The 22,227-nt window shown below is 64.7% G+C and carries 20 protein-coding genes; 6 read left to right on the top strand and 14 right to left on the bottom strand.

Going from position 1 to position 22,227, the window contains the following annotated elements:
* The 12 genes from DQ397_RS02225 to DQ397_RS02170 all read right to left on the bottom strand — a co-directional run.
* Positions 1–921, bottom strand: a 921-nt coding sequence (locus DQ397_RS02225; RefSeq protein ID WP_178113761.1) for a universal stress protein, incomplete at its 3' end; no start/stop codon positions are given.
* Between the two features lie 72 nt (positions 922–993).
* A complete protein-coding gene (gene kdpC / locus DQ397_RS02220; RefSeq protein ID WP_043215936.1) occupies positions 994–1,560 on the bottom strand; it encodes a potassium-transporting ATPase subunit KdpC in 567 nt (188 codons plus the stop codon).
* An 11-nt stretch (positions 1,561–1,571) separates the two neighbouring features.
* On the bottom strand, positions 1,572–3,626 hold the full coding sequence (kdpB, locus tag DQ397_RS02215; RefSeq protein WP_148921458.1) for a potassium-transporting ATPase subunit KdpB: 2,055 nt from the start codon (positions 3,624–3,626) through the stop codon (positions 1,572–1,574).
* 9 nt (positions 3,627–3,635) lie between these two features.
* A complete protein-coding gene (gene kdpA / locus DQ397_RS02210; protein WP_043211356.1) occupies positions 3,636–5,330 on the bottom strand; it encodes a potassium-transporting ATPase subunit KdpA in 1,695 nt (564 codons plus the stop codon).
* Positions 5,331–5,339: 9 nt separating this feature from the next.
* A complete protein-coding gene (kdpF, locus tag DQ397_RS02205; RefSeq protein ID WP_043211358.1) occupies positions 5,340–5,429 on the bottom strand; it encodes a K(+)-transporting ATPase subunit F in 90 nt (29 codons plus the stop codon).
* A 183-nt stretch (positions 5,430–5,612) separates the two neighbouring features.
* Positions 5,613–6,665 carry an AI-2E family transporter gene (locus tag DQ397_RS02200; RefSeq protein ID WP_043211361.1) on the bottom strand — a complete coding sequence of 351 codons (1,053 nt, stop codon included), beginning with the start codon at positions 6,663–6,665 and terminating at the stop codon, positions 5,613–5,615.
* A 12-nt stretch (positions 6,666–6,677) separates the two neighbouring features.
* Positions 6,678–7,460 (bottom strand): DUF4892 domain-containing protein, encoded by a 783-nt coding sequence (locus DQ397_RS02195; protein WP_043211363.1) that lies wholly within the window; start codon positions 7,458–7,460, stop codon positions 6,678–6,680.
* A gap of 109 nt (positions 7,461–7,569) precedes the next feature.
* Entirely contained in the window at positions 7,570–8,424 is an 855-nt protein-coding gene (locus tag DQ397_RS02190) for an alpha/beta hydrolase (RefSeq protein WP_043211365.1), read from the bottom strand.
* Entirely contained in the window at positions 8,421–9,209 is a 789-nt protein-coding gene (locus tag DQ397_RS02185) for an alpha/beta fold hydrolase (RefSeq protein ID WP_043211368.1), read from the bottom strand. The genes DQ397_RS02190 and DQ397_RS02185 overlap by 4 nt, the downstream gene beginning before the upstream one ends.
* 163 nt (positions 9,210–9,372) lie before the next feature.
* Entirely contained in the window at positions 9,373–9,831 is a 459-nt protein-coding gene (gene sixA / locus DQ397_RS02180) for a phosphohistidine phosphatase SixA (protein ID WP_043211370.1), read from the bottom strand.
* Entirely contained in the window at positions 9,828–10,175 is a 348-nt protein-coding gene (locus tag DQ397_RS02175) for a DUF4389 domain-containing protein (protein ID WP_043211372.1), read from the bottom strand. The genes sixA and DQ397_RS02175 overlap by 4 nt, the downstream gene beginning before the upstream one ends.
* Before the next feature lie 15 nt (positions 10,176–10,190).
* Complete coding sequence (locus DQ397_RS02170; protein ID WP_043211374.1) at positions 10,191–11,216, bottom strand: NAD(P)H-dependent glycerol-3-phosphate dehydrogenase; 1,026 nt, start codon at positions 11,214–11,216, stop codon at positions 10,191–10,193.
* A gap of 136 nt (positions 11,217–11,352) precedes the next feature.
* On the opposite strand from DQ397_RS02170, the gene DQ397_RS02165 reads away from it, so the two are divergent.
* The 5 genes from DQ397_RS02165 (at position 11,353) to fabB (ending at position 18,349) form a co-directional block, all read left to right on the top strand.
* A complete protein-coding gene (locus tag DQ397_RS02165; protein WP_177343699.1) occupies positions 11,353–13,497 on the top strand; it encodes a TonB-dependent siderophore receptor in 2,145 nt (714 codons plus the stop codon).
* A complete protein-coding gene (locus tag DQ397_RS02160; RefSeq protein WP_043211378.1) occupies positions 13,497–14,387 on the top strand; it encodes an ABC transporter substrate-binding protein in 891 nt (296 codons plus the stop codon). The genes DQ397_RS02165 and DQ397_RS02160 overlap by 1 nt, the downstream gene beginning before the upstream one ends.
* A complete protein-coding gene (locus DQ397_RS02155; protein ID WP_148921457.1) occupies positions 14,384–16,309 on the top strand; it encodes an ATP-binding protein in 1,926 nt (641 codons plus the stop codon). The genes DQ397_RS02160 and DQ397_RS02155 overlap by 4 nt, the downstream gene beginning before the upstream one ends.
* Positions 16,310–16,601: 292 nt before the next feature.
* A complete protein-coding gene (gene fabA / locus DQ397_RS02150; RefSeq protein ID WP_043211383.1) occupies positions 16,602–17,117 on the top strand; it encodes a 3-hydroxyacyl-[acyl-carrier-protein] dehydratase FabA in 516 nt (171 codons plus the stop codon).
* An 11-nt stretch (positions 17,118–17,128) separates the two neighbouring features.
* Positions 17,129–18,349 (top strand): beta-ketoacyl-ACP synthase I, encoded by a 1,221-nt coding sequence (gene fabB, locus DQ397_RS02145; protein ID WP_043211385.1) that lies wholly within the window; start codon positions 17,129–17,131, stop codon positions 18,347–18,349.
* Between the two features lie 93 nt (positions 18,350–18,442).
* On the opposite strand, the gene DQ397_RS02140 is transcribed toward fabB, so the two are convergent.
* Both DQ397_RS02140 and DQ397_RS02135 read right to left on the bottom strand, forming a co-directional pair.
* Entirely contained in the window at positions 18,443–20,068 is a 1,626-nt protein-coding gene (locus tag DQ397_RS02140) for a methyl-accepting chemotaxis protein (protein ID WP_043211388.1), read from the bottom strand.
* 109 nt (positions 20,069–20,177) lie between these two features.
* Complete coding sequence (locus DQ397_RS02135) at positions 20,178–21,185, bottom strand: amidohydrolase family protein (protein WP_043211390.1); 1,008 nt, start codon at positions 21,183–21,185, stop codon at positions 20,178–20,180.
* A gap of 116 nt (positions 21,186–21,301) precedes the next feature.
* Between DQ397_RS02135 and DQ397_RS02130 the strand changes: the two genes are divergently transcribed.
* A complete protein-coding gene (locus tag DQ397_RS02130; protein ID WP_043211393.1) occupies positions 21,302–22,165 on the top strand; it encodes a pirin family protein in 864 nt (287 codons plus the stop codon).
* Positions 22,166–22,227 lie beyond the last annotated feature (62 nt).

Genomic DNA, 22,227 nt, shown 5'->3' with positions numbered 1-22,227 from the left:
GCCCAGACGCTCGGCCAGTTGCTGGGCGGCCTGCAGGCGCTGGCGGGCGGTCTCGTCGCGCAGGCGGCCGTTGTCCACGTGCACCAGGCTCCAAGGCAAGTGGCGGCGCTGGGCAACGCGACTGGCATGGCGCACCAGGCGTTCGGCCTGCTCGTCACCGTCCACGCCCACCAGCAGGCGCCCGCGCAGGGCCGGGGCCTCCTGACCGCGCTGGCGGTAGCCGTGGGCGAGGTCGGCATCGACCTGAGCGGCGGCGGTCTGCATGGCCAGCTCGCGAAGGGCGGTAAGGTTGGTCTGGGAGAAGTAGGCGTCGATGGCCGCCCTCGCCTGCTCCGGCACATAGACCTTGCCCTCGCGCAGGCGCATGAGCAGCTCACGCGGTGGGAGGTCGATCAGCACCAGCTCGAAGGCTTCTTGCAGAACCCAGTCCGGCAGGGTCTCGCGGACCTGAACGCCGGTGATGTCGCGGACTTTGTCGTTGAGGCTTTCCAGGTGCTGGACGTTGACGGTGGTGTAGACATCGATGCCGGCAGCGAGCAGTTCCTGCACGTCCTGCCAGCGCTTGGCGTGGCGGCTGCCGGGGGCGTTGGTGTGGGCCAGTTCGTCCACCAGGGCCAAGGTGGGGGCGGCCTTGAGCAGGCCGTCGAGGTCCATTTCCTCGAGGGTCACGCCGCGATAGTCAGTACGCAGCAAGGGCTGCTGGGCCAGGCCGCCGAGCAGCGCCTCGGTTTCGGCGCGGCCGTGGGTTTCGACGATCCCGGCCAGCACCTGCACGCCCAGGCGTTGCTGGGCGTGGGCGGCCTGGAGCATGGCGTAGGTCTTGCCCACGCCGGGGGCGGCGCCGAGAAATACCTTGAGCTTGCCACGACCTTCGCGCGGCAGGCCCGCCAGGAGCGCATCGGCGCGGGCGGAGTCACTCATGTTTCATCCTTCGATTTCAGAGAGCCTGGAGCCTGCTGTGCAGGCCGCAGGCTTCGCCAGCTCCGATAAGGCTCAGGAGCCGGAGGGCATCGGGGCCAGGCGCTCCAGCGCCTGGTTCAGCGCCAGCACGTTGACCACAGGCGGGCCGATCAATGGGTGGAGGGTGGACGCTTCCACCAACGCTTGCAAGCGCTGCACCGGCACTTGCCGCGCCGACGCCACACGGGGCAGTTGGTAGGCCACGGCATCGGGCGGCAGGTGCGGGTCCAGGCCGCTGCCGGAGGTGGTCAGCAAGGCCAGGGGTACAGGGCCTTGCTGGGGTTGATAGAGCGCAGAGGCCTCGGCCTTGACCCGCTCGGCCAGGGCCGGATTGCTCGGCGAGAGGTTGCTGGCGCTGCTGGCAACGGTGGCGTAGGCGCCGGCCGACGGGCGCGAGTGAAACCAGGCATCGCCAGTGAAGTCCTGGGCGATCAAGGCCGAGCCGCGCACCCGCCCCTGCTCGTCACGTACCAGGCTGCCATTGGCCTGCTCAGGGAAGGCGACCTGGGCGATGCCGGTCACCGCCAAGGGATACAGCGCGCCGGTGACCAGGGTCATCAGCAGGGCCAGGCTCAGGGCCGGGCGCAGGTAAGTGGTCATGTCCATCTCCTTCAAACCAGGTGCAAAGCGTTGAGCAAGAGGTCGATCGCCTTGATCCCGGCAAACGGCACGATGATGCCGCCCACACCGTAGATCAGCAGGTTGCGTCGCAGCAGGTGGGCCGCGCTCGCCGCCTGGACGCGCACGCCGCGCAGTGCGAGCGGGATCAGCACGACGATGATCAGCGCGTTGAACACGATGGCCGAGAGGATCGCGCTCTGCGGGCTCTGCAGTTGCATGAGGTTGAGCACGCCCAACTGCGGGTAGATCACGGCGAACAGCGCCGGCAGGATGGCAAAGTACTTCGCCACGTCGTTGGCGATGGAGAACGTGGTCAGCGCACCGCGGGTGACCAGCAGCTCCTTGCCCACCTGGACCACGTCCAGCAACTTGGTCGGGTCGCTGTCCAGATCGACCATATTGGCCGCCTCGCGCGCGGCCTGGGTGCCGTCGTTCATGGCCATGCCGACATCAGCCTGGGCCAGGGCGGGGGCATCGTTGGCGCCGTCCCCGCACATGGCCACCAGACGGCCGTCGTTCTGTTCCTGGCGGATGCGCGCCAGCTTCTTCTCCGGCGTGGCCTCGGCCAGCACATCGTCGACCCCCGCTTCGGCGGCAATGGCAGCGGCGGTCAGCGGGTTGTCGCCCGTCACCATCACCGTACGGATCCCCAGCTTGCGCAGCTCGGCGAAACGCTCGCGAATGCCGGGCTTGACCACATCCTTGAGGTGGATCACTCCCAGCAAACGCTTGTCGATGCACACCAGCAGCGGTGTGCCACCGCTCTGGGCGATACGCTCGACTTCACGGGCCAGCGGCGTGGGCATCTCCAGGCGTTGCAGGCCGACGAAGGCCAACACCGCATCGACCGCGCCCTTGCGGTAGCAGCGTTGCTGGAAGTCGATACCCGAGAGCCGCGTCTCGGCACTGAAGGCAATGGCTTCGAACTGGTTGGCCGAAGGTTCGATGAACGCCTGTTGCTGACGTAGGTATTCGACAATCGACTTGCCCTCGGCAGTGTCGTCGGCAAGCGAGGCGAACAACGCGCCCTCCCCCAGTTCCCGCGCGGTGATGCCGGGCGCGGCATGCAGTGCACTGCAACGACGGTTGCCGAAGGTGATGGTGCCGGTCTTGTCGAGCATCAGCGTGTGCACGTCACCCGCCGCCTCCACCGCACGGCCGGAGCGGGCGATGACGTTAAGGCGCACCAGGCGGTCCATGCCGGCGATGCCGATGGCCGAGAGCAGGCCACCGATGGTGGTGGGGATGAGCGTGACCAACAGCGCAGCAAGGAAGATCAGCGGCAGGCTGCCACCCGAGAAATGGGCGAACGGCTGTAACGTCACCACCACGATCAGGAAGATCAACGTCAGCCCAATCAGCAGGATATCCAGGGCGATTTCGTTGGGGGTCTTCTGGCGTTTGGCGCCTTCGACCAAGGCGATCATGCGATCCAGGGTCGACTCGCCGGGGTTGCTGGTGATGCGGATCAACAGCCAGTCCGAAACCAGGCGGGTGTTGCCGGTCACCGCCGAGCGGTCGCCGCCGGACTCACGGATCACAGGGGCCGACTCGCCGGTGATGGCCGCCTCGTTGACCGCAGCGATGCCTTCGAGCACCTCGCCGTCACCGGGGATCAACTCGCCGGCAACGACCTTGACCACATCGTCCTTGCGAAGCTGGGTGGCGGGCACGGTCTCGAAGCGGCCATCGACGGTGCGACGCTGGGCGGTCAGGCCCTGACTGCCGGCCTTGAGGCTGTCGGCACGGGCCTTGCCACGGCCTTCGGCCAAGGCTTCGGCGAAGTTGGCGAACAGCACGGTGAACCACAGCCACAGGGCGATCTGCAGGGCTACGCCGGTCCCCACGCCACTGCCGGGGACGAAGCACAGCAGTGTGGTCAGCAGCGCGGTCAGGGCGACCACCAACATCACCGGAGAGCGTTTGAGTTGGCGGGGGTCGAGCTTGACGAAAGCCTGGACCAGGGCCGGACGCCAGAGCGCGGCGAAGCGGGTCTGGTCCACGGCGGTGCGGTTGGCTTTGACATCAGGAATAGGCATGTTCATGGGAGGTCCTCAGAAGCCCAGGCTCAGGTGTTCGGCAATCGGCCCGAGGGCCAAGGTCGGCAGGAAAGTCAGGCCACCGACCAGCACAATGGTCACCAGCAGCAGGACCACGAACAGCGGGCCATGGGTGGGGAAGCTGTTCAGCCCCTGGGGCGCGCTCTTCTTCGCTGCCAGGCTGCCAGCCAAGGCGAGCACCGGCAGGATGTAGCCGAAGCGGCCGATAAGCATGGCCAGGCCGATCATCAGGTTGTGGTACGGCGTGTTGGCACCGAAACCGGCGAAGGCCGAACCGTTGTTGGCGGTGCCGGAGGTGTAGGCATAAAGCAGTTGGCTGAAGCCGTGGGCACCGGGATTGGTCACGGCACTGGCAGGCCCGGCGAGGCTCGCGGTGATGGCGCCGAGCACCAGCACACCCACCGGCATCACCAGCAAGGTCGCCACCAGCAGTTGCACCTCCCGCGCCTGGAGCTTCTTGCCCAAGTACTCTGGCGTGCGACCGATCATCAGGCCCGCCAGGAACACGGCGATCAGCACGAACAGCAACATGCCGTAAAGACCTGCGCCGACGCCGCCGAAGATCACCTCGCCGACCATCATATTGACCATGGCCACCATGCCCGTGAGCGGGTTGAGGCTGTCATGCATGGCATTGACCGAACCGTTCGAGGCGGCGGTGGTGGTCACGCTCCATAGCACCGAGGCGGTGGTGCCGAAGCGGCTTTCCTTGCCTTCGAGCGGCGCGGTCTGTTGTACCTGAGCGCTTTCCAAGGCAGGGTTGGGCTGTTGCTCGGACCACAGCGCCGTAGCGCCGCCGATCAGGAACAGGCCCAGCATGCAGGCGAGGATCGCCCGGCTCTGGCGCAAGTCTTTGACGTAATGGCCGAAGGTGAACACCAGCGCTGCCGGAATGAGGATGATCGATGCCACCTCGAACAGATTGCTCCAGGCTGTGGGGTTCTCGAACGGGTGCGCCGAGTTGACGCCGAAAAAGCCCCCGCCGTTGGTGCCCAGTTGCTTGATGGCGATCTGGCTGGCGGCCGGGCCAAGGGGAAGTGCCTGGTCGCTGCCTTGCAAGGTGAGTGCGTGGGCGTAGTCGGCGAAGGTTTGCGGCACGCCCTGCCACACCAGCAGTAGTGCCAGCACCAGGCACAGTGGCAGCAGCACGTAGAGGGTGGCGCGGGTCAAGTCGACCCAGAAATTGCCTAACGTGGTGGTGGAGCGACGGGCAATCCCTCGGCACAGGGCGACCAGCACGGCAAGACCGGTGGCGGCGCTCACGAAGTTCTGCACAGTCAGGCCGATCATCTGGCTCAGGTAGCTGACCGACGCTTCACCGCTGTAGGCCTGCCAGTTGGTGTTGGTCATGAAACTGACTGCAGTGTTGAACGCCAGCGTCCACTCCTGCCCCGGCAGCTGCTGCGGGTTCAGCGGCAGATACCCCTGGAGCAGGAGCACGCTGAACAGCAATACGAAGCCGACCAGGTTGAAGGCCAGCAAGGCCAGGGTGTATTGCTTCCAGTTCTGCTCCTGCTCGGCGCGTACGCCGGCCAGGCGGTAGCAACCGTGCTCCAGCGGGCCGAGCACCGGTGTCAGCCAGGTGCGCTGCCCTTCCATCACCTTGAAGCAAAAGCGCCCGAGCCAAGGTGCTGGCAGCAGCACGATGGCGAAGAACGCCAACAGCAATAGGTAGTCGTAACTGTGCATGGCCGCCCCTTAACTGCGATCGGCGCGCAGCAGCGCCACCAGCAGGTACATCGCCAACGCCACTGCCAGCAGCAGTGACACCCCGTCCAGCATGTTCATGTGCGCATCTCCCTTGGTACGGCGCATGGGCCGCTTTAGGGAAATTGTCCGAGGGAGGAGCGTAAAGGGACGAGATGGGGGGTGGGGTCAGGGCATAAAGAGTGCGTAAAGATCAGCCTTTTCGGCAGCCGCCATCGTCGCGGGTACCCCGCAAGGATGGCGGCATGGAGAGCCTTGGCCTGACTACCGCTGGGGTGTCTGCTGCCCCGCGTTACGGCTCCAGTCCAGCAGCAGGCTATAGCCCACCGCCAGCAAGGTCGGCCCGATGAACAGGCCGATGAAGCCAAAGGCGATCAGCCCGCCGAACACCCCGAGCAGCACGATCACCAACGGCAGGTTGCCACCGCGGCTGATCAAGTACGGCTTGAGGACGTTGTCGACGCCGCTGATGATGAAGGTGCCCCACAGGCCGAGGAACACCGCCATGCCGTACTCACCCTTCCACACCAGCCAGCCGGTGGCAGGTATCCAGGCCAGCGGCGGCCCCATGGGAATCAGGCTGAGCATGAAGGTCACCAGCCCCAGCACGATGGCGCCCGGCACACCGGCGATCAGGAAGCCGATCAAAGCCAGCAAGCCTTGGGCCGCGGCAGTGCCGATCACGCCGTTGACCACGCGCTGCACGGTGCCAGCCACCAGGTCCAGGTAATACTCGGCGCGTTCCCCCATCAACCGCTGCAACAGGCGCAGCACGAAGGCCGCCAGGCGCGGCCCGTCACGGTAGAAGAAGAACACGAACACCAGGCTCAGGGTCAGCTCCAACGCGCCGCTGCCAATCTGCGCACTGCGCGCCAGAAGCCAGTTGCCGACCTGCCCCAGGTGCGGCTTGACCGAGGCCAGCAAGGCCGCGCCCTGTTGATCCATGGAATCCCACCAGCGCACCAGTCGCTCCCCCACCAGGGGGATGCTGCCCAGCCAGTCGGGGGCGTCGGGCAAGCCGTCGACCTGCACGTCCCGGATGAACGCGGTGGCATCACGGATGTGGTCGGCCAGATTGAAGCCGAGCCACACCAGCGGCAAGGCCACCACCAGGATCCACACGGCGGTCAGTAGGCTCGCGGCGAGCGTTTCGCGCCCGCCCAGCACGCGGGTGAGCAAGCGCATCAGCGGCCAACTGGCGAAGGCCAGGATGGCGCCCCAGAGCAATGCCGAAATGAAAGGCGCCATCACCCACAGCCCGGCCCCGAGCAGGGCCAGCAGCAGGATCTGGATCAGCAGGCGGTCAATGTTGGGCATGGAGGGACTCATTCAACGGATCAGCTCAAGGTGCAGGCCATCGGTGGGTGCCGTCCCGACTTCCAGGCGGGTACTGCGCACGCCGGCGTTTACCAGTTGCTCGCGCCAGGCTTCGGCCTGGGCGCCGCTGAGGCTGGCGCGCAGGGTGCTGTCCAGGTTCAGGCTGCGCCCGAGCAAGGCCACCCAGGTGGGCTGCGGTGCGGCAAGGTCAGGGTAGTCCAGCTTGCCGGTGTCGCGCAGTTCGCGCAGCACCGTGGCTGGTGTCGGCAACAGCTCGCCCAGAGGCTGGTCGGCCACGAACTCCTCGACGTGCAGGTAGGCGCGGCGATTGCCACGGGTGACGCTGTAGAGCGAGACCAAGGTGTCGGCCTCTTCGGCGGAGCGGCGCAGGAGGATGAACGCCTGTTGCTCGTCTCCACCATTGAGGCGGGCATTGGCGAATACTTCGTTGGCCCACAGGCTGGCTTCGCCGCAATCGCGGCCCTGGCACCAGAACAGCGGATAGCCCCCCTCGCGCTGCAAGGCCTCGCGGGCACTGGTGAAGGCCTCGCGGGCAGTCCGTTCGACAGGGAGCTCATAGGTGACGGAACTGACCTGACCGCGGCTTTCGACTTTTTCGTCCACCCTCAGGCGGCCGCTGATCTTGCGTAAAGGGCCCATGGGATAGACCCGCTCCTGCTCCACGGCCGGACGCTGGTCGACCACTTTGGCATCCACCGGCACGGGCAGGCTGCCGGCCCACGACAAGGGGCTGGCCAAGCCCAGGCAAACGGCGATCAGTGTGCGCGTGATCATCGGCCACCTGTCACGCACAGGGCGCCGATGGGGTAATCCAGGATGTCTGGCATGTGCATGGTTGTCTCCGTGTTCAACCCGCCAAGCCTCGACACTTGTCCTGTGCAAGTCAAGAAAAGCCGAAGAAGCGATTGAAACAGTCTGCAACAAGGGTTGCGCCCTGTTCGTCATTCAAATGCAGGTGATGGCCACCGGGCAGCGTGACCTGCTCAAAGGGTAGCTGCTCCAGCAAGGCTGTGTGCTGCGCGAGCATGCCATCGGCCGCCACCACCAGGCAGGCCGGGCACGCGACCCGATGCACGAAGGCCATGGCCTGCGCCTCGTTCAGGCGTACCGGTGATGGCAAGGTCAGGCGGCTGTCGCTGCGCCAGCTGTAGCCGCCCGGCACCGGCATCAGGCCACGCTGGGCCAGCAGCTCGGCGGCTTCGCGGCTGACCGCGACCATGCCTTTCATGCGCGCCTGCACGCCATCTTCAAGGGTCGCGTACACCGACTTGTGCTTGCCATCCAAGCGCAGTTGCGCCTGCAGCGCCATGCCCAGGCGTTCGGCGGCGTCCTGCTCGCGGGCCGTGGGCGGGATCACGCCGTCGATCAACGCCAGGTGGCTGATGCGATCGGGCAAGGCTCCCGCCAGCTGCACGCTGATGATTGCGCCCAACGAGTGTCCGAGCAGACCAAAGCGCTTCCAGCCCAGTTGCTCGGCCACCCGCAGCACATCGTGGGCGTAGTCGGCCAAAGCGTAACCGGCGCCGACAGGGCGATGCTCGGAATAGCCATGTCCGGCCAGGTCCAGGGCGACTACGCGCAGCCCGTCGAGGCGCGGCGCCAGGCGGGCGAAGCTGTTGGCGTTGTCTAGCCAGCCATGCAAGGCGATCACCGGCAGACCGTCATCCGGCCCGAACAGGTGCGCCGCCAGCTCGATATGGCCGAGGCTCAGACGTATCTCTTCGACATGCGTGCTCATGCTCGACTCCAGCGATCGAACAGGCCCTTGATCAAGTGCGCTGTATCCCCCGGCCGCTCCAGCGGGAACATGTGCCCACCGGGCAGGCTGTGGTATTCGCCCCGGGGAATGCCGCGCACCGCCAGGGCATGGTGGCGGCGGATCACCCGGCTCTGGTCGCCACGCACCACCGCCAGCGGTACCTGCAGCTGGCGCGCTGGCGCCGGGCTGACGTGGGGGATACTGCGGTAGATGTCGATCTCGGTCGTGGGGTCGAAGCGCAGGCGCAAGCCCTCCTGGGTGGCTTGCAGGCCGTGCTCCAGATACGCCTCCAGGCAATCGGGGTCGAAGTGGCGGAACAACGTCTTGCCGGCGAAGTAGGCCCGTGCGCTGTCACGGTCGGGGAATGCCTCGCGACGCCCCAGGGTGCGCCCGGCCGGGGTGATGCGGTCGATGAAGCCCAGGCGCTTGGCCGCGCGGATCATCCACTGGTCGGCGCGGGTCAGCACAGGCGAATCGAGCATTACCACGCCTCGGTAGTACTGCGGGCAACGTAGCGCGGCATGCAGGTGCAGAAGGCCACCCAGGGAATGGCCGACGCCCCAGACCGGCTGCCCCTGCTGGGCCAGGTGGTGAAGCAACTCATCGACCAGGTTCTGCCAGTTGTCGTTGACCGGGAACCGCGGGTCGTGGGCATGTTGCGCCAGGTGCTGGACCTGGTAGTCCGGCGCCAGGGCGGCGAACAACTTGCCGTAGGTGGCCGAAGGGAAGCCATTGGCGTGGGCGAAGAAGATCTGCTGCGACATGGCGGCCTGGTCTGAATGGGAAGTGATGGCCCATTGTCGGCATGGCGTGCTGGGGCGGCAACGTTCGGAAAGGTCATCGCTGAGGGCGATCCGGACATGCCTGGCTTGTGTGTCGCCTTCTTCGCGCGTGAACCCGCGAAGAAGGCACCGTCAACAGCCAGGGTCAGCCGGCGTGATACAGCCCCTGCAAGGTCATCAACCCAGCCAGCGGCCAGTCCCCTTCCAGCTCAGCCAGGCTCGCTGTGCTCAGCGGCGCCGGTTGCTGGCCATGGCCGTGTTCGAGCATGCCTACCAAGGTGCCGACCAAGGGTTGGTGACTCACCAGCAGCACGTGCTCCAGGCCCAGTTGGTCCAGCTCGCCGATCACCTGCCCGACATCGCTGTCGGGGGTGAGCCAAGGCACGGTACGCACCGGCTCATCGAAGCCCAAGGCGTCGTGCACCAGAGCGGCTGTCTGCTGGGCTCGAACGTACGGGCTGGCGATGATCGCCTGCAGCGGTTGGCCCAACAGGCGCGCGGCACTACGCAGCACCTGCTCGCGACCATGGTTGGTCAGGCGCCGCTCGGCGTCGGTGTTGGCGCGTGGCTCGGCCTCGCCGTGGCGCAGCACCCAGACCTTCACAGCTTGGGCTCCTGATCACGCACCGGATGAGGCGCCGAGGCAACTTCGTGAGGCACTTCGCCTTCAGGGGCGCGAGGGGTCGGCCAGTCGGCGAACGGCCAGGGCTTCTGGTCGCTGTGGAAGGTGCCAAAGCGGCCGATCTGCGCCAGGAACTGGCTCAGGCTGTCGCCGAAATTCATCAGGCTACCGCTGGGCGCGCCATAGACCAGGCGGTAGATCAGCTGGACCAGCACCAGGCCACCCAGCAACAGTTGCGCCATGTGCCAGACCAAGAGGAACACCAGCATCCACAGTACCCGCAGGATGATCGATTCGCGCTGGGCGCGGTTGGCTGTGTCGTTCATGCATGTGCTCCGGGATCAATTGAAACCGCTGATGGAAATGAAATCGACGTCGGTCTTGGGCTCGGCGCGCATCAGGTGCTCGATCACCTGGTTCAGCGTACGCCCCTCGAAGAGGATCGCGTGCAGGCCAGCCACCAGCGGCATGTACACCTGTACCTCCTGGGCCTTGGCCTTGAGTACCTTGAGGGTGTTGACCCCTTCGGCCACCTCGCCCAGGCGACTCACCGCCTGCTCCAGGCTCAGACCCTGGCCCAGGGCATGGCCGACCTGATAGTTGCGGCTCTTGGGCGAGGAGCAGGTGACGATCAAGTCGCCAACCCCGGCCAGGCCCAGGAAAGTCATGGGGTTGGCGCCCTGGCTCACGGCGAAGCGGGTCATCTCGGCCAGCGCGCGGGTGATCAGCATGCTCTTGGTGTTCTCGCCCATGCCCAGGGCGACGGCCATGCCGGCAATGATGGCGTAGACGTTCTTCAACGCGCCGCCGAGTTCGACGCCGAAGCGGTCGGCGCTGGCGTAGACGCGGAAGGTGCGGCCATGCAACACCGCCTGCACACGTTGGCAGAGGGCTTCGTCCTCACTGGCGACCACGGTGGCGGTCAGGGCGTGTTCGGCGATCTCGCGGGCCAGGTTCGGCCCCGACAGCACGCCGATGCGGGCCTCGGGCGCGATCTCTTCGAGGATCTGGCTCATCAGCTTGAAACTTTGCGCCTCGATGCCCTTGGTCAGGCTGACCAGACCCTTGCCGCGCAACAGTTCGGCATGGGGCGCCAGCACGCTGCGCAAGGCGCTGGAAGGTAGCGCGACGAAGATCAGGTCGCAGGCCTGCAACGTGGCCAGCAGGTCGTTGACAGGTTCCACCCCGTCCTGCAGGCGAATGCCTTTGAGGTAGCGAGGATTCTCGCGATTGACGCGCATGGCCTCGGCCTGCTCGGGGTCACGCATCCATTGCCGGACCGGCACGCCGTTTTCGGCCAGCAAGTTCGCCACGGCGGTGCCGAAGCTGCCGCCCCCAAGAACTGCAACAGGTTGCTGTTCAGTCATATCCAATCCGTTAAAGCCAATAAGTTAAGTTGGCGACCGGGGCATTATACGGCGCGCATGCGACAGAGCCAGTGGCAGTGCCAGCCCTGCGTATGGATATCAAATCGCACTGGCAAAACCCAAGCGGTCAGTTAACATGCCTGTTTCATCTCTGAAACAAGGCCGTACCGTGTTCCCTGGCACGCCACCTTACCCTCGCCTGCTGTTGCTGACTGCCCTCTTGGGCGGCCCGGCCCTGGCCGATGACATGTTCCTCGACAACCAGGACCTGCCGCAGGTTCTGACCGCGACACGCCTGAAACAATCCCCGGCCGCCGTACCTGGCAGCATGACGGTGCTCGACAGCGAACTGATCCGCGCCAGCGGCGCACGCGACATTCCCGAGCTGATGCGCCTGGTACCCGGCATGATGGTGGGCTACGTCGCCGGCAACCAGCCGACCGTCAACTACCATGGCAGCAACGTCAACGACGCGCGGCGCATGCAAGTGCTGATCGATGGCCGCTCGGTGTATCGCGCAGGCCTTGCCACGGTGGACTGGAGCGACATCCCGCTGGCCATCGAGGACATCGACCGGATCGAGGTATTCCGCGGCCCCAACACCGTGAGTTACGGGGCCAACGCCTTGATGGCCGTGGTCAACATCCTCACCCGCAACCCCGCCGACAGCCATGGCACCCGCGTGAAGGTGACCCGCGGCCAGGACGGCATCAACGATTACTACGCCAGCCAGGGCTTCGGCTGGGAAGGCGGCGACATGCGCCTGTCGCTGTCCGGCATGCAGGATGATGGCTTCGACGAGGACCAGTTCGGCAACGACTACCGCGACAGCCGCCGCCTCAACCGCTTCAACCTCAGCGCCAGCCACAACCTGGCGGTCAACCAGACCCTTGAATGGCAACTGGCGGCCAAGGAAGGGAGCAATCAGCGGCCCTATACCTATCAGCCGGTGTTTCCCTTCGTGACCGCCCGAGGCGACAACGCCGACGTCAATGCCAAGGACTATGCGGGCTCGATGCGCTGGAACATCGATTTCAATCCCGAACACAGCCTGTATGTCCAGGGCTCGGCCCAGCACTTCGACCGGCAACAGGTCTGGCTGGCCTGCGATGCGGCCATCGCCTTCAGCCCGGAGCTGACGCGGCTCTGGCAGATCAACCCGGACTATGCCGAGCAAGTGGCACGCAACGCCAACAACCCGCCTCCCAGCAGCGACCCCGTGCAGAACGCCCTGCGCGACCAGATCGCCAGCCAATGGGCCAATGGTGGTCGTGAAGTGGTTTGCGGCGATGTGGACCAAAGCACTCGGGAAACCCGCTTCGATCTCGAGGTCCAGGACACCCTGAGCCTGACCGACAACCTGCGTCTGCTCAGCGGAATGAACTACCGTTATGATCGCGCCGACTCGCAGACCTACTTCAACGGCAGCCTGGACGACCAGACCTGGCGCCTGTTCGGTCAACTGGAGTGGCGCGCCGACGAGCACTGGATTCTCCAGGGTGGCGCGATGTTCGAGGACTCGCGCCTGTCGGGCAGCTCGCTCACCCCGCGCATGGCGGTCAACTACCTGATCACCCCGCGTCACGGTTTGCGCGCGGTGTACTCCGAGGCGGTGCGCTCGCCGGACATGTTCGAGAACAACGTCAACTGGAGCTACACGGTCAACAACCTGACCCCCAACGTGTATGGGTTGCAGCACGGCGAATACTTCGTCAAGACCCGCGGCCCTGGCGACCTCGAACAAGAGCGCATGCGCTCGCGGGAGCTGGGCTACAACGGCAATTTCAGCGACATCGATTTGAACATGGATGTGAAGTTGTTCTATGACGAGATCACCGGAATGATCAGCGAGCCGTTGCGCAACAACCAGTACATCGCCAGCAACGCCAACAAGGCCCGCTTCAGCGGCAGCGAAGCGCAGCTGGACTGGCGCCCTACCCTGCGTGACCGACTGCGCCTGACCTACGCCTACGTCGATGCCTGGGCCAGCAACCCCAGCGACCGACGCCTGAGCGCACGCAACAGTGGCTCGGCCGGCTGGATGCGCGAATGGGGCCAGGGCTGGTCCAGCGCCCTGTTCTACTACGGTGACGACGCGCTCAACCAGTACCGCTACGAACGCCTCGACCTGCGCGTGGCCAAACGCTTTCGCATCCAAGGCAGCAATCTTGAGCTGGCCGCGCTCTGGCAGCAGCGCCTGGATGACGAGCCGGTCACCGTGCCGCAGAACCGCTACGACAGCCGTCACCGCTTGAGCGTGAGCGCGGAGCTGGAGTTCTGATGGCCTTGTTGCTGCGCCTGTTGCTGTTCTGCCTGTGGCCTTTGGGCGCGGTATCAGCCAGCGAGATTCTGTTGGTAGGCGCCAGCGACCAACCAGGCGTACGCAGCTTCGTCTCCGCCCTGGAAGCGCGCCGTCCCAACGACCAGGTGCATTTCAAGACCGTCGACGCCCTGCCCAAGCCAGGGCAATTGAAGGCTGATGTGCGCCTGGTGCTGCTCGACAGCGCAGCATTCGAATGGCGCCTGGGCGAGGCCGCTGGCCCTCCGGCGCTGGCCTTGCGGGTCAGCCGGGTACAGGCGGAACAACGCCTGGGAAAGTCGCGTCCCGCCTACCTGTGCCTGTTGTGGAGCGATCCACCGCCTGGTCGGCAATTGCGCCTGACGCGCTACTTGTTGCCACAGGCGCGACGAATCGGTGTGCTGTACGGCGAACATAGCCGCTTCATGCTTGACGAACTGCGCCTGGCCGCCCGCCCGCTGGGCCTTGAGATCGTCGCACAGGACTGGCCGGACCCGCGCGACAGCCGCCCGCTGCAACACCTGCTGAGCAACAGCGATGTCCTGCTGGGGATCGACGACCCCGACCTGTACAACTCCAAGACCGCCAAGAACGTCCTGCTCAGCAGCTATGGCCGGCAGATGGCGCTGATCGGTCCCAACGCAGGTTTTGTCCGCGCCGGGGCGCTGGCCAGCACCTTCAGCGACCAGGACGACTGGCTAGCGGTGCTCGACCAATTGCTCGACCGCTCGCCCGCCAGTTGGCCGCGCAGCCACTACCCCACGCACTATGGGGTCAGCGGCAACCAGCAAGTGGCTCGCGCCCTGGGGCTGGAGCCGATCGACCCCAAGGCCGCCGCCGTGGTCCTGGCCGAAGGAGAGCCCACCCCATGAGCAACCGCCTGAGCTGGGACATCCACACCCGCACCCAGATCATCAGCCTGGGCCCCGCCCTGTTGCTGACCCTGCTGCTGATCAGCTTCTTCACCTTCGTGCGTCTGCAGGACCTGCGACAGGAGCTCAACCATACCGGGCAACTGATCGCCAACCAGTTGGCTCCCGCCTCCGAATATGGCGTGATTTCCGGCAACAATGAGGTACTCGAAAGCCTCATGCGCGCGACCCTGAGCATTCCGCACGTACGCTTTCTCGAGGTGCAGGACAGCCGCAACCACATCCTGGTGTACGTCGAGCAGAACGGCGAGAACGTCAACCGAGCCCAGCGCGTGGAAGTGTTCCAGGCGCCGATCCGCCTGCAGCAGATCCGCCTGGACAACGACTTCTTGCAACAGGGCAACGCGCCTGCTCCCAGCATTGGCGATGACTATCTGGGGCGGGTGATCGTGGGCATGTCCGACGATGCCTTCAGCCAGCGCCAGCAGGAAATCGTGATAAAGGCCGGCATCCTGGCCCTGTTCGCCTTGCTGTTCACCTTCCTGCTCGCCCGCCGCCTGGCCATGAGCCTGGCCAAGCCGATCAGCGACATGGGCCATGCAGTCAAGGCCATCCAGAAGGGCGAGTTCAAGACCCAAGTGCCGGAAGTCGACGACAGCGAGCTGGGGCACCTGGCCCGACACATCAACAACCTGGCCAGTGCCTTGGAGAAAGCCAGCACCGAGCAGAAGCAGGCCATGGCGCAGATGATTCAGGCGCGTGAGGAGGCCGAGCAAGCCAACCGGACCAAATCGGAGTTCCTGGCGATGATGAGCCATGAACTGCGCACCCCCATGAACGGTGTCCTGGGCATGCTGCAACTGCTCGAGACCACCCCGCTGACCAGCGAGCAGGCTGACTACACCGCCGTGGCCAGCGAATCCACCGGGCATCTGCTCAAGGTGATCAACGACATCCTCGACTTCTCGCGGATCGAGCGCACCACGCTGGAACTCGAACACATCGCCTTCAACCTGGGCGAGCTGATCAGCAGCAGCGTTCAGTCGTTCCAGCACAGCGCCCAGCAGCGCGGGCTGGGCCTGCATTTGCAGCTCCCCCAAGGCATCGACCAGTTGCAGGTCACAGGCGATCCGACACGGATCCGCCAGATCTTGCTGAACCTGATCGGCAACGCCTTGAAATTTACCGAACACGGCCAAGTGGAAGTGGAGGCCCGCTGGCGGGCCCTGGATGCCCAACAGGTGTGGTTCACCTGCGCGGTGCGTGACACCGGCATCGGCATCGACAGCGACCGCCTGGAGATGATGTTCGTGGCCTTCCAGCAGGCCGACAGCTCGATTTCCCGTCGCTATGGCGGCACAGGCCTTGGCCTGGCGATCGCACGGACCCTCGCCGAGCGCATGGGCGGGCAGTTGCGCGGCGAAAGCCGCGAAGGGCTGGGCTCGACCTTCACCCTGGAAATGCCTTTGGCCCTGGCCAGCGCCACGGCGACCTTGCTGCCGGCCCAGGACGTCGAAGGCCAAGCGGCCTGGGAAGGCGGGCAGATCCTGCTGGTAGAAGACAACCCGGTCAACCAGAGCGTCATCGAGGCCATGCTGCGCAGCCTGGGCTTCGAAGTCGTCACCGCCCTCGATGGTCTTCAGGCCGTCGAGCAGGTGCGTGAACAACGCTTCGCCGCCGTGCTGATGGACTGCCGCCTGCCCGTTGTGGACGGCTACGAGGCCACTCGGCGTATCCGCCTGCTGCCCAACGGCGCGCAGGTGCCGATCATCGCCCTCACGGCCAACGCGCTGCAGGGCGATCGCGAGCGATGCCTGGCAGCGGGGATGAACGACTACCTGAGCAAGCCTTTCAAACGAACGGAACTGCAGCAGGTGCTGCAACGCTGGTTATCCGGACGGACAGCCGCGACTGGCGATTAACGCCGAAATGCGGCAGTCTAGGGAGATGGAGGCCAGAACGCGGCTTGTCCGGTGTCGGTGACGGGTCGCCCGACGACGCAAAGCAACCGAATTAACCGCCGTGGCCACTAGACAGGACCTGCATAGGCCCTGAAAATAAGCGTTTCAGTGCACACCTGTACTTCTTTGCCAGGTGCGCTGTGACTTTCACCACAACGCAATAGTCTACCTGTAGGCTGCCGTCTCGGACTCAACCGCCGAGCCGGCCGGGAAGATTCAGCCCCAGCCGCACGGGGATTATTGAGGAGCTCGCATGACCAAACAAAACGCCTTTACTCGGGAAGATTTGCTGCGCTGCAGTCGCGGTGAGCTGTTCGGCCCAGGTAATGCGCAACTGCCCGCCCCGAACATGCTGATGGTCGATCGCATCACCCATATCAGCGCCGAAGGCGGCAAGTACGGCAAAGGTGAATTGGTCGCCGAGCTGGATATCAATCCGGACCTGTGGTTCTTCGCCTGCCACTTCGAAGGCGACCCCGTCATGCCAGGCTGCCTGGGCCTGGATGCCATGTGGCAACTGGTCGGTTTCTTCCTTGGCTGGCAGGGTCTGCCAGGCCGCGGCCGCGCCTTGGGCTCGGGCGAAGTGAAATTCTTCGGCCAGGTACTGCCTTCGGCCCAGAAAGTCACCTACAACATTCATATCAAGCGCGTCCTGAAGGGCAAGCTGAACATGGCCATCGCCGATGGCTCGGTCAGCGTCGACGGCCGCGAGATCTACACCGCCGAAGGCCTGCGGGTCGGCGTGTTCACCTCCACTGACAATTTCTAAGGGTTATTCGCATGCGCCGCGTCGTTATCACTGGTCTGGGCATCGTATCGTGCCTGGGCAATGACAAAGCTACCGTCACCGAAAACCTGCGCAACAGCCGTCCGGGTATCCGTTACAACCCGGAATACAAGGAAATGGGGCTGCGTAGCCAGGTTTCCGGTTCCATCGACCTCAACCTCGAAGAGCTGATCGACCGCAAGGTCTACCGCTTCGTCGGCCATGCCGCTGCCTACGCCTACCTGGCCATGCAGGACGCGATCAAGGACGCCGGTCTGACCGAGGAGCAAGTCTCCAACCCGCGTACCGGCCTGGTTGCAGGTTCCGGCGGCGCCTCCACCCTGAACCAGATGGAAGCCCTGGATACCCTGCGCGAGAAAGGCGTCAAGCGCGTCGGCCCGTACCGCGTCACCCGCACCATGGGCAGCACGGTATCGGCGTGCCTGGCCACCCCGTTCAAGATCAAGGGCATCAACTACTCGATCTCGTCGGCATGCGCCACCTCCGCACACTGCATCGGCACTGCCCTGGAGCAGATCCAGTGGGGCAAGCAGGACATCGTCTTCGCCGGCGGCGGTGAAGAAGAGCACTGGAGCCAGTCGTTCCTGTTCGATGCCATGGGCGCCCTGTCGACCAAGCGCAACGAAACCCCTGAACTGGCCTCGCGCGCCTATGACGCTGACCGCGATGGCTTCGTCATCGCCGGTGGTGGCGGCATGGTCGTGGTCGAGGAGCTGGAACACGCCCTGGCCCGTGGCGCCAAGATCTATGCCGAAATCGTCGGCTACGGCGCAACTTCCGACGGCTACGACATGGTTGCCCCGAGCGGCGAAGGCGCGATCCGCTGCATGCAGCAGGCGCTGGCCACCGTCGACACCCCGATCGACTACCTCAACACCCACGGCACTTCGACTCCGGTCGGTGACGTCGCCGAGATCAAAGGTGTACGTGAAGTGTTCGGCGACAAGGCTCCGAAGATCAGCTCGACCAAGAGCCTGTCCGGCCACTCCCTGGGTGCCGCAGGCGTACACGAGGCGATCTACTGCCTGCTGATGATGGAAAACAACTTCATCGCCGGCTCCGCCAACATCGACGAGCTGGACCCGGAGGTCGCCGACCTGCCGATCCTGCGCCAGACCGAAGAAAACGCCAAGATCGACACGGTCATGAGCAACAGCTTCGGCTTCGGTGGCACCAACGCCACCCTGGTGCTCAAGCGCTGGACTGGCAAGTAACAGCCTGACCTCGCTGCAACGAAAACGCCCCGACTGGTTCGGGGCGTTTTCGTTTGGCTGCAAGAACAGAGCGAGGGCTTTGCCCTTGCTGGGCTAAACCGAAAACCTGTGCACCAGTGCGTTCAGATCCACCGCCAGCTGCGACAAGGCCTGGCTCGCCGCCGAGGTCTGCTCGGCCCCCGCCGAGGACTGGTGCGCCAGGTCGCGGATGGTGATCAGGTTGCGATCCACTTCTCGGGCCACCTGAGCCTGCTCTTCCGATGCACTGGCGATCACCAGGTTGCGTTCGTTGATCCGCGCTATGGCCGCCGTGATCGCCTCCAACGCCTCGCCCGCGGCATGGGCACCCTCAAGGGTCGAACGCGCCCGCTCATTGCTTTGTTGCATGCCGTGCACCGCACGTTCGGTGCCGGCCTGGATGGCAACGATCATCTGCTCAATCTCGCGGGTAGACGTCTGTGTGCGGTGGGCCAACGCCCTTACCTCATCAGCCACCACCGCAAAGCCACGCCCCGCCTCTCCCGCCCGCGCCGCCTCGATAGCGGCATTGAGCGCCAACAGGTTGGTCTGTTCAGCAATAGCACCTATCACATCCAGCACCTTGCTGATGTCCTGAACCTGCTGGGCCAGTTGCCCGACCTCATCGGCATTGTCGGCCACGCCCGCCGCCAGGGACTCGATGGCATGCACGGTCGCCTGCACCTGTTCACGCCCCTGGCGGGCGATACGGTCGGACTCGCGGGAGGCCTCTGACGTCGCTACCGCATTGCTCGCCACCTCCTCCACTGCCGAGGTCATCTGGTTGACGGCCGTCGCCGCCTGTTCGATTTCCTGGCTCTGTTGCTGCAACCCTCGGGTAGCGTCCTCGGTAACCGCACTGAGCTGCTCGGAAGCTGAAGCTAACTGTCCCGCCGAATCGGAAATTCGTCCGATGGTGTCACGCAGGCTCTGCTGCATGACCTTGAGCGCCGCCTGCAAGCGCGCAGGCTCGTCCTCGCCCTGCACAGTGATCTGCGGCGTCAGGTCGCCCTTGGCGACCGTCTCAGCCACCTGTAACGACTGCCCCAGCGGCCGCACGATACTGCGTGTCAGGGCCAGCGCCAGGACCACGGTCATGGTCACCGCCACCAGTAACAATCCCCACACCCAGACCTTGGCCCCTGCGTAGACCGCCTCGGCAAGATCCGTGGCGCGATCGGCATGGTGGATGTTCAGCTCGATCAGTTCGTTGAGGGTCGCGGTCATCTGGTCAGCGAACTGGTTCATCTCGCCGTTGACCAAGGTCGCGGCCGCATCGGTGCGCCCTTCGCCCGCCAGTTGCATTACCTGGCCCTGCAGGTCCAGGTATTGGCGTTCAAGCCCTTGGTAGCGAGTGAGCAGCGTGTGCTCTTCCGGCAACACGATCAGCGCCTTATAGCGCTGCTGGACTTCGTTCAAGCCGGCTTTGAGTTCTTCGATACGCGCACGGTTCTGCTGTTGTGCCGCCGGCGCCGGGTCGATCAGCAGGCGCAAGGTCAGGGCGCGGATTCGCAACATGTCCTGAGTCATGCGCCCGACCGAAATGACACTGGGCAACCAGTTGTCGTCCACCTGCTCGGCTTGCTGGCGCATCTGTGTCATCTGTTGGAGAGAAAAGCCCCCGAGCAGGGCGACCAGCAAGGCCATCAGGCCAAAGCCAAGCCCCGCACGGGGGGCGATATTCAAACGTCTCAGACTCATGTACAGCTCCCTCTGCCACGTTGTCGTTGTTATAGACACTATCGGGGAGGGGCCGAATTTGCTTAAGACGAAAAGGCAATATCAAAGGGCCAGAATCAAGCGGCACGCATTATTTTGGTGCACCCGGTAGCACTGACAGAAAATTCGTGTGCGCCACACGGTTGGCCACTTCGACCGGCAGCGCATCGAGGAAGGCATCAAAACCGTGCATCTGCTCGCCGATTCCGGAAAAGCGCCCGACCACATCCGAACCGAGCATGAAACGCCCCGGGAACCGCTCGACCAGCTTGACCCATGCCTCGTGCGGCTTGCCCTGCCCGTCCAGCAAGTAAGGCTCGCGCATGCTCCAAGAGAGATCGATATACAGGTTCGGGTAGTCTTCGAGCAGCCGGGTGAGCACTGGCAGGAGGAAGTTCATCTGTGTCTGATGCCGATGGATTTCCGCGCTGGTACCGGCATGGGCCCAGATGAAGCGGGTGTGTGGATGGTTACGCAGTGGCTCTTCGATCTCCGCCAGGTAAAGCGGGTTGCGCTCGCGCTTGGAGGTGATGTTGGAATGGATGAGCACCGGCAAGTCACGCTCGGCCGCCAAGTGATAGATCCGCGTCATGGCCTCATTGTTGGCCCTGGGCGTATCGCCACTGGTGAGCGCAGTCAGATCGTCATGACGGGTGAACACCTCGCCAATGCCCTGCCAAAGCCCTGGGTACAGCTCAAGCATGCGCTCGATGTGGCTGACGGCATTCTTGTCCACCGGATTGAAGCCGCTGAGAAATGGATGCAAACGTCGGCGCTGCTGCGGCGGCAACTGCTGCACCGCGGCGGCGACGTAGACATCGGTGGCGCTGTACCAGTAGGCGTCCGCATCATCACCGGCGTAGTAGCGCGGGCGCTTGGGCTCATCTTCATGCCACTTCTTGGCCACAGGAATACCCGCGATCATGGACTGCTCGACCCCAGCCTCGTCCATGGCCTTGAACAGCGCAGCCATGCCCTCGCTCTCCTGGAAGAAGTCGACGTAATGCAGGTGGGCATCACTGTAGCGGTAATCCCGCGCCTGCACCGTCAGGCACAGGACGGTGGACAACAGCAGGCAGGCCAGCGCTCTGGCGATCATGGTGGTCTTTCCTCTGCGGCTTGGAGAAGAGTAGACCCGAGCCTGCGCAAGGCGGTTCAGCCCGCTTCGCTGAACCGCTATGCTTGAGGCATCCGTCGCCCGCCTGGAGCCCTGTCATGAGCCGCCCCTTGATCATTCACCCGCGCGCCGAATCGGTAGAGGGCCAACCGATCCTGCGCCCACTGCCATCGGCCCAGTGTCGCAGCGTGGGTCCTTTCGTGTTCTTCGACCACATGCTCGATACACGCTATGCCCCCGGCAGCGGCATGGACATCCGCCAACACCCGCATATCGGCCTGTCGACCCTGACGTATTTGTTCGAAGGCGAAATCCTGCACAAGGACAGCCTGGGCTCCGAACAGCGCGTCCTGCCCGGCGATGTCAGCTGGATGACTGCAGGTAGCGGCGTCGCTCACGTCGAGCGCACTCCCGCCGATGCCTTGAGCAGGGGTTCGCGCCTGCATGGCCTACAGGTATGGCTGGCTTCGCCCCGCGAGAATGAGCAAGGGCCGCCCAGCTACAGCCATCATCCGGCCGACAGCCTGCCGGTCAGCGACAATCTGGGCGTAAGCATCCGCATGATCGCAGGCCAAGGGTTTTGTCTTGAATCCCCAGTGCCGGTGCTCTCCCCTACCCTGTATGCCCTGGTGCAAATGCAGGCGGCCACCACGCTCAACGTGCCCCTCGAACATGCCGAGCGTGCCCTCTACCTGCTCGATGGCGAGCTGCTGCTGGGCGAGGACGAGGTCGAGCCATGCAACCTGCTGGTACTGCCCGAAGGCGAAGAGGTGACGCTGTATGCACAAAGCGAGTGCCAGCTGGTGCTGATCGGTGGCGCGCCGCTGGATGGGCCACGGCGGATGAACTGGAACTTCGTGGCCAGCGATCCGGAACTGATCGAACAGGCCCGGGCGCGCTGGGCTGCGGGGGATTGGCCGACAGTGCCGGGGGAAACGTCGCGGATCGAATTGCCGCGTTGAGAGGGCCGCCATGTGGTCAAGCAGGCCTCGCAAGGACCCAAGGGGCTTGTGGCGTTGTAGCG

Origin of the sequence: Pseudomonas sp. CK-NBRI-02, assembly GCF_008124495.1 — a bacterium.
Lineage (GTDB): Bacteria > Pseudomonadota > Gammaproteobacteria > Pseudomonadales > Pseudomonadaceae > Aquipseudomonas > Aquipseudomonas guariconensis.
The sequence above is the reverse complement of the archived record's forward strand: the minus strand, read 5'-3'. Positions and strand labels throughout refer to the sequence as shown.

What these genes read in the sequence shown, in the direction of transcription:
- kdpC (WP_043215936.1), bottom strand. Translation starts at nt 1,560, where the DNA reads ATGACCACTTACCTGCGCCCGGCCCTGAGCCTGGCCCTGCTGATGACC.
- kdpB (WP_148921458.1), bottom strand. Translation starts at nt 3,626, where the DNA reads ATGAACATGCCTATTCCTGATGTCAAAGCCAACCGCACCGCCGTGGAC.
- kdpA (WP_043211356.1), bottom strand. Translation starts at nt 5,330, where the DNA reads ATGCACAGTTACGACTACCTATTGCTGTTGGCGTTCTTCGCCATCGTG.
- kdpF (WP_043211358.1), bottom strand. Translation starts at nt 5,429, where the DNA reads ATGAACATGCTGGACGGGGTGTCACTGCTGCTGGCAGTGGCGTTGGCG.
- DQ397_RS02200 (WP_043211361.1), bottom strand. Translation starts at nt 6,665, where the DNA reads ATGCCCAACATTGACCGCCTGCTGATCCAGATCCTGCTGCTGGCCCTG.
- DQ397_RS02195 (WP_043211363.1), bottom strand. Translation starts at nt 7,460, where the DNA reads ATGATCACGCGCACACTGATCGCCGTTTGCCTGGGCTTGGCCAGCCCC.
- DQ397_RS02190 (WP_043211365.1), bottom strand. Translation starts at nt 8,424, where the DNA reads ATGAGCACGCATGTCGAAGAGATACGTCTGAGCCTCGGCCATATCGAG.
- DQ397_RS02185 (WP_043211368.1), bottom strand. Translation starts at nt 9,209, where the DNA reads ATGTCGCAGCAGATCTTCTTCGCCCACGCCAATGGCTTCCCTTCGGCC.
- DQ397_RS02175 (WP_043211372.1), bottom strand. Translation starts at nt 10,175, where the DNA reads ATGAACGACACAGCCAACCGCGCCCAGCGCGAATCGATCATCCTGCGG.
- DQ397_RS02170 (WP_043211374.1), bottom strand. Translation starts at nt 11,216, where the DNA reads ATGACTGAACAGCAACCTGTTGCAGTTCTTGGGGGCGGCAGCTTCGGC.
- DQ397_RS02165 (WP_177343699.1), top strand. Translation starts at nt 11,353, where the DNA reads ATGCCTGTTTCATCTCTGAAACAAGGCCGTACCGTGTTCCCTGGCACG.
- DQ397_RS02160 (WP_043211378.1), top strand. Translation starts at nt 13,497, where the DNA reads ATGGCCTTGTTGCTGCGCCTGTTGCTGTTCTGCCTGTGGCCTTTGGGC.
- DQ397_RS02155 (WP_148921457.1), top strand. Translation starts at nt 14,384, where the DNA reads ATGAGCAACCGCCTGAGCTGGGACATCCACACCCGCACCCAGATCATC.
- fabA (WP_043211383.1), top strand. Translation starts at nt 16,602, where the DNA reads ATGACCAAACAAAACGCCTTTACTCGGGAAGATTTGCTGCGCTGCAGT.
- fabB (WP_043211385.1), top strand. Translation starts at nt 17,129, where the DNA reads ATGCGCCGCGTCGTTATCACTGGTCTGGGCATCGTATCGTGCCTGGGC.
- DQ397_RS02140 (WP_043211388.1), bottom strand. Translation starts at nt 20,068, where the DNA reads ATGAGTCTGAGACGTTTGAATATCGCCCCCCGTGCGGGGCTTGGCTTT.
- DQ397_RS02135 (WP_043211390.1), bottom strand. Translation starts at nt 21,185, where the DNA reads ATGATCGCCAGAGCGCTGGCCTGCCTGCTGTTGTCCACCGTCCTGTGC.
- DQ397_RS02130 (WP_043211393.1), top strand. Translation starts at nt 21,302, where the DNA reads ATGAGCCGCCCCTTGATCATTCACCCGCGCGCCGAATCGGTAGAGGGC.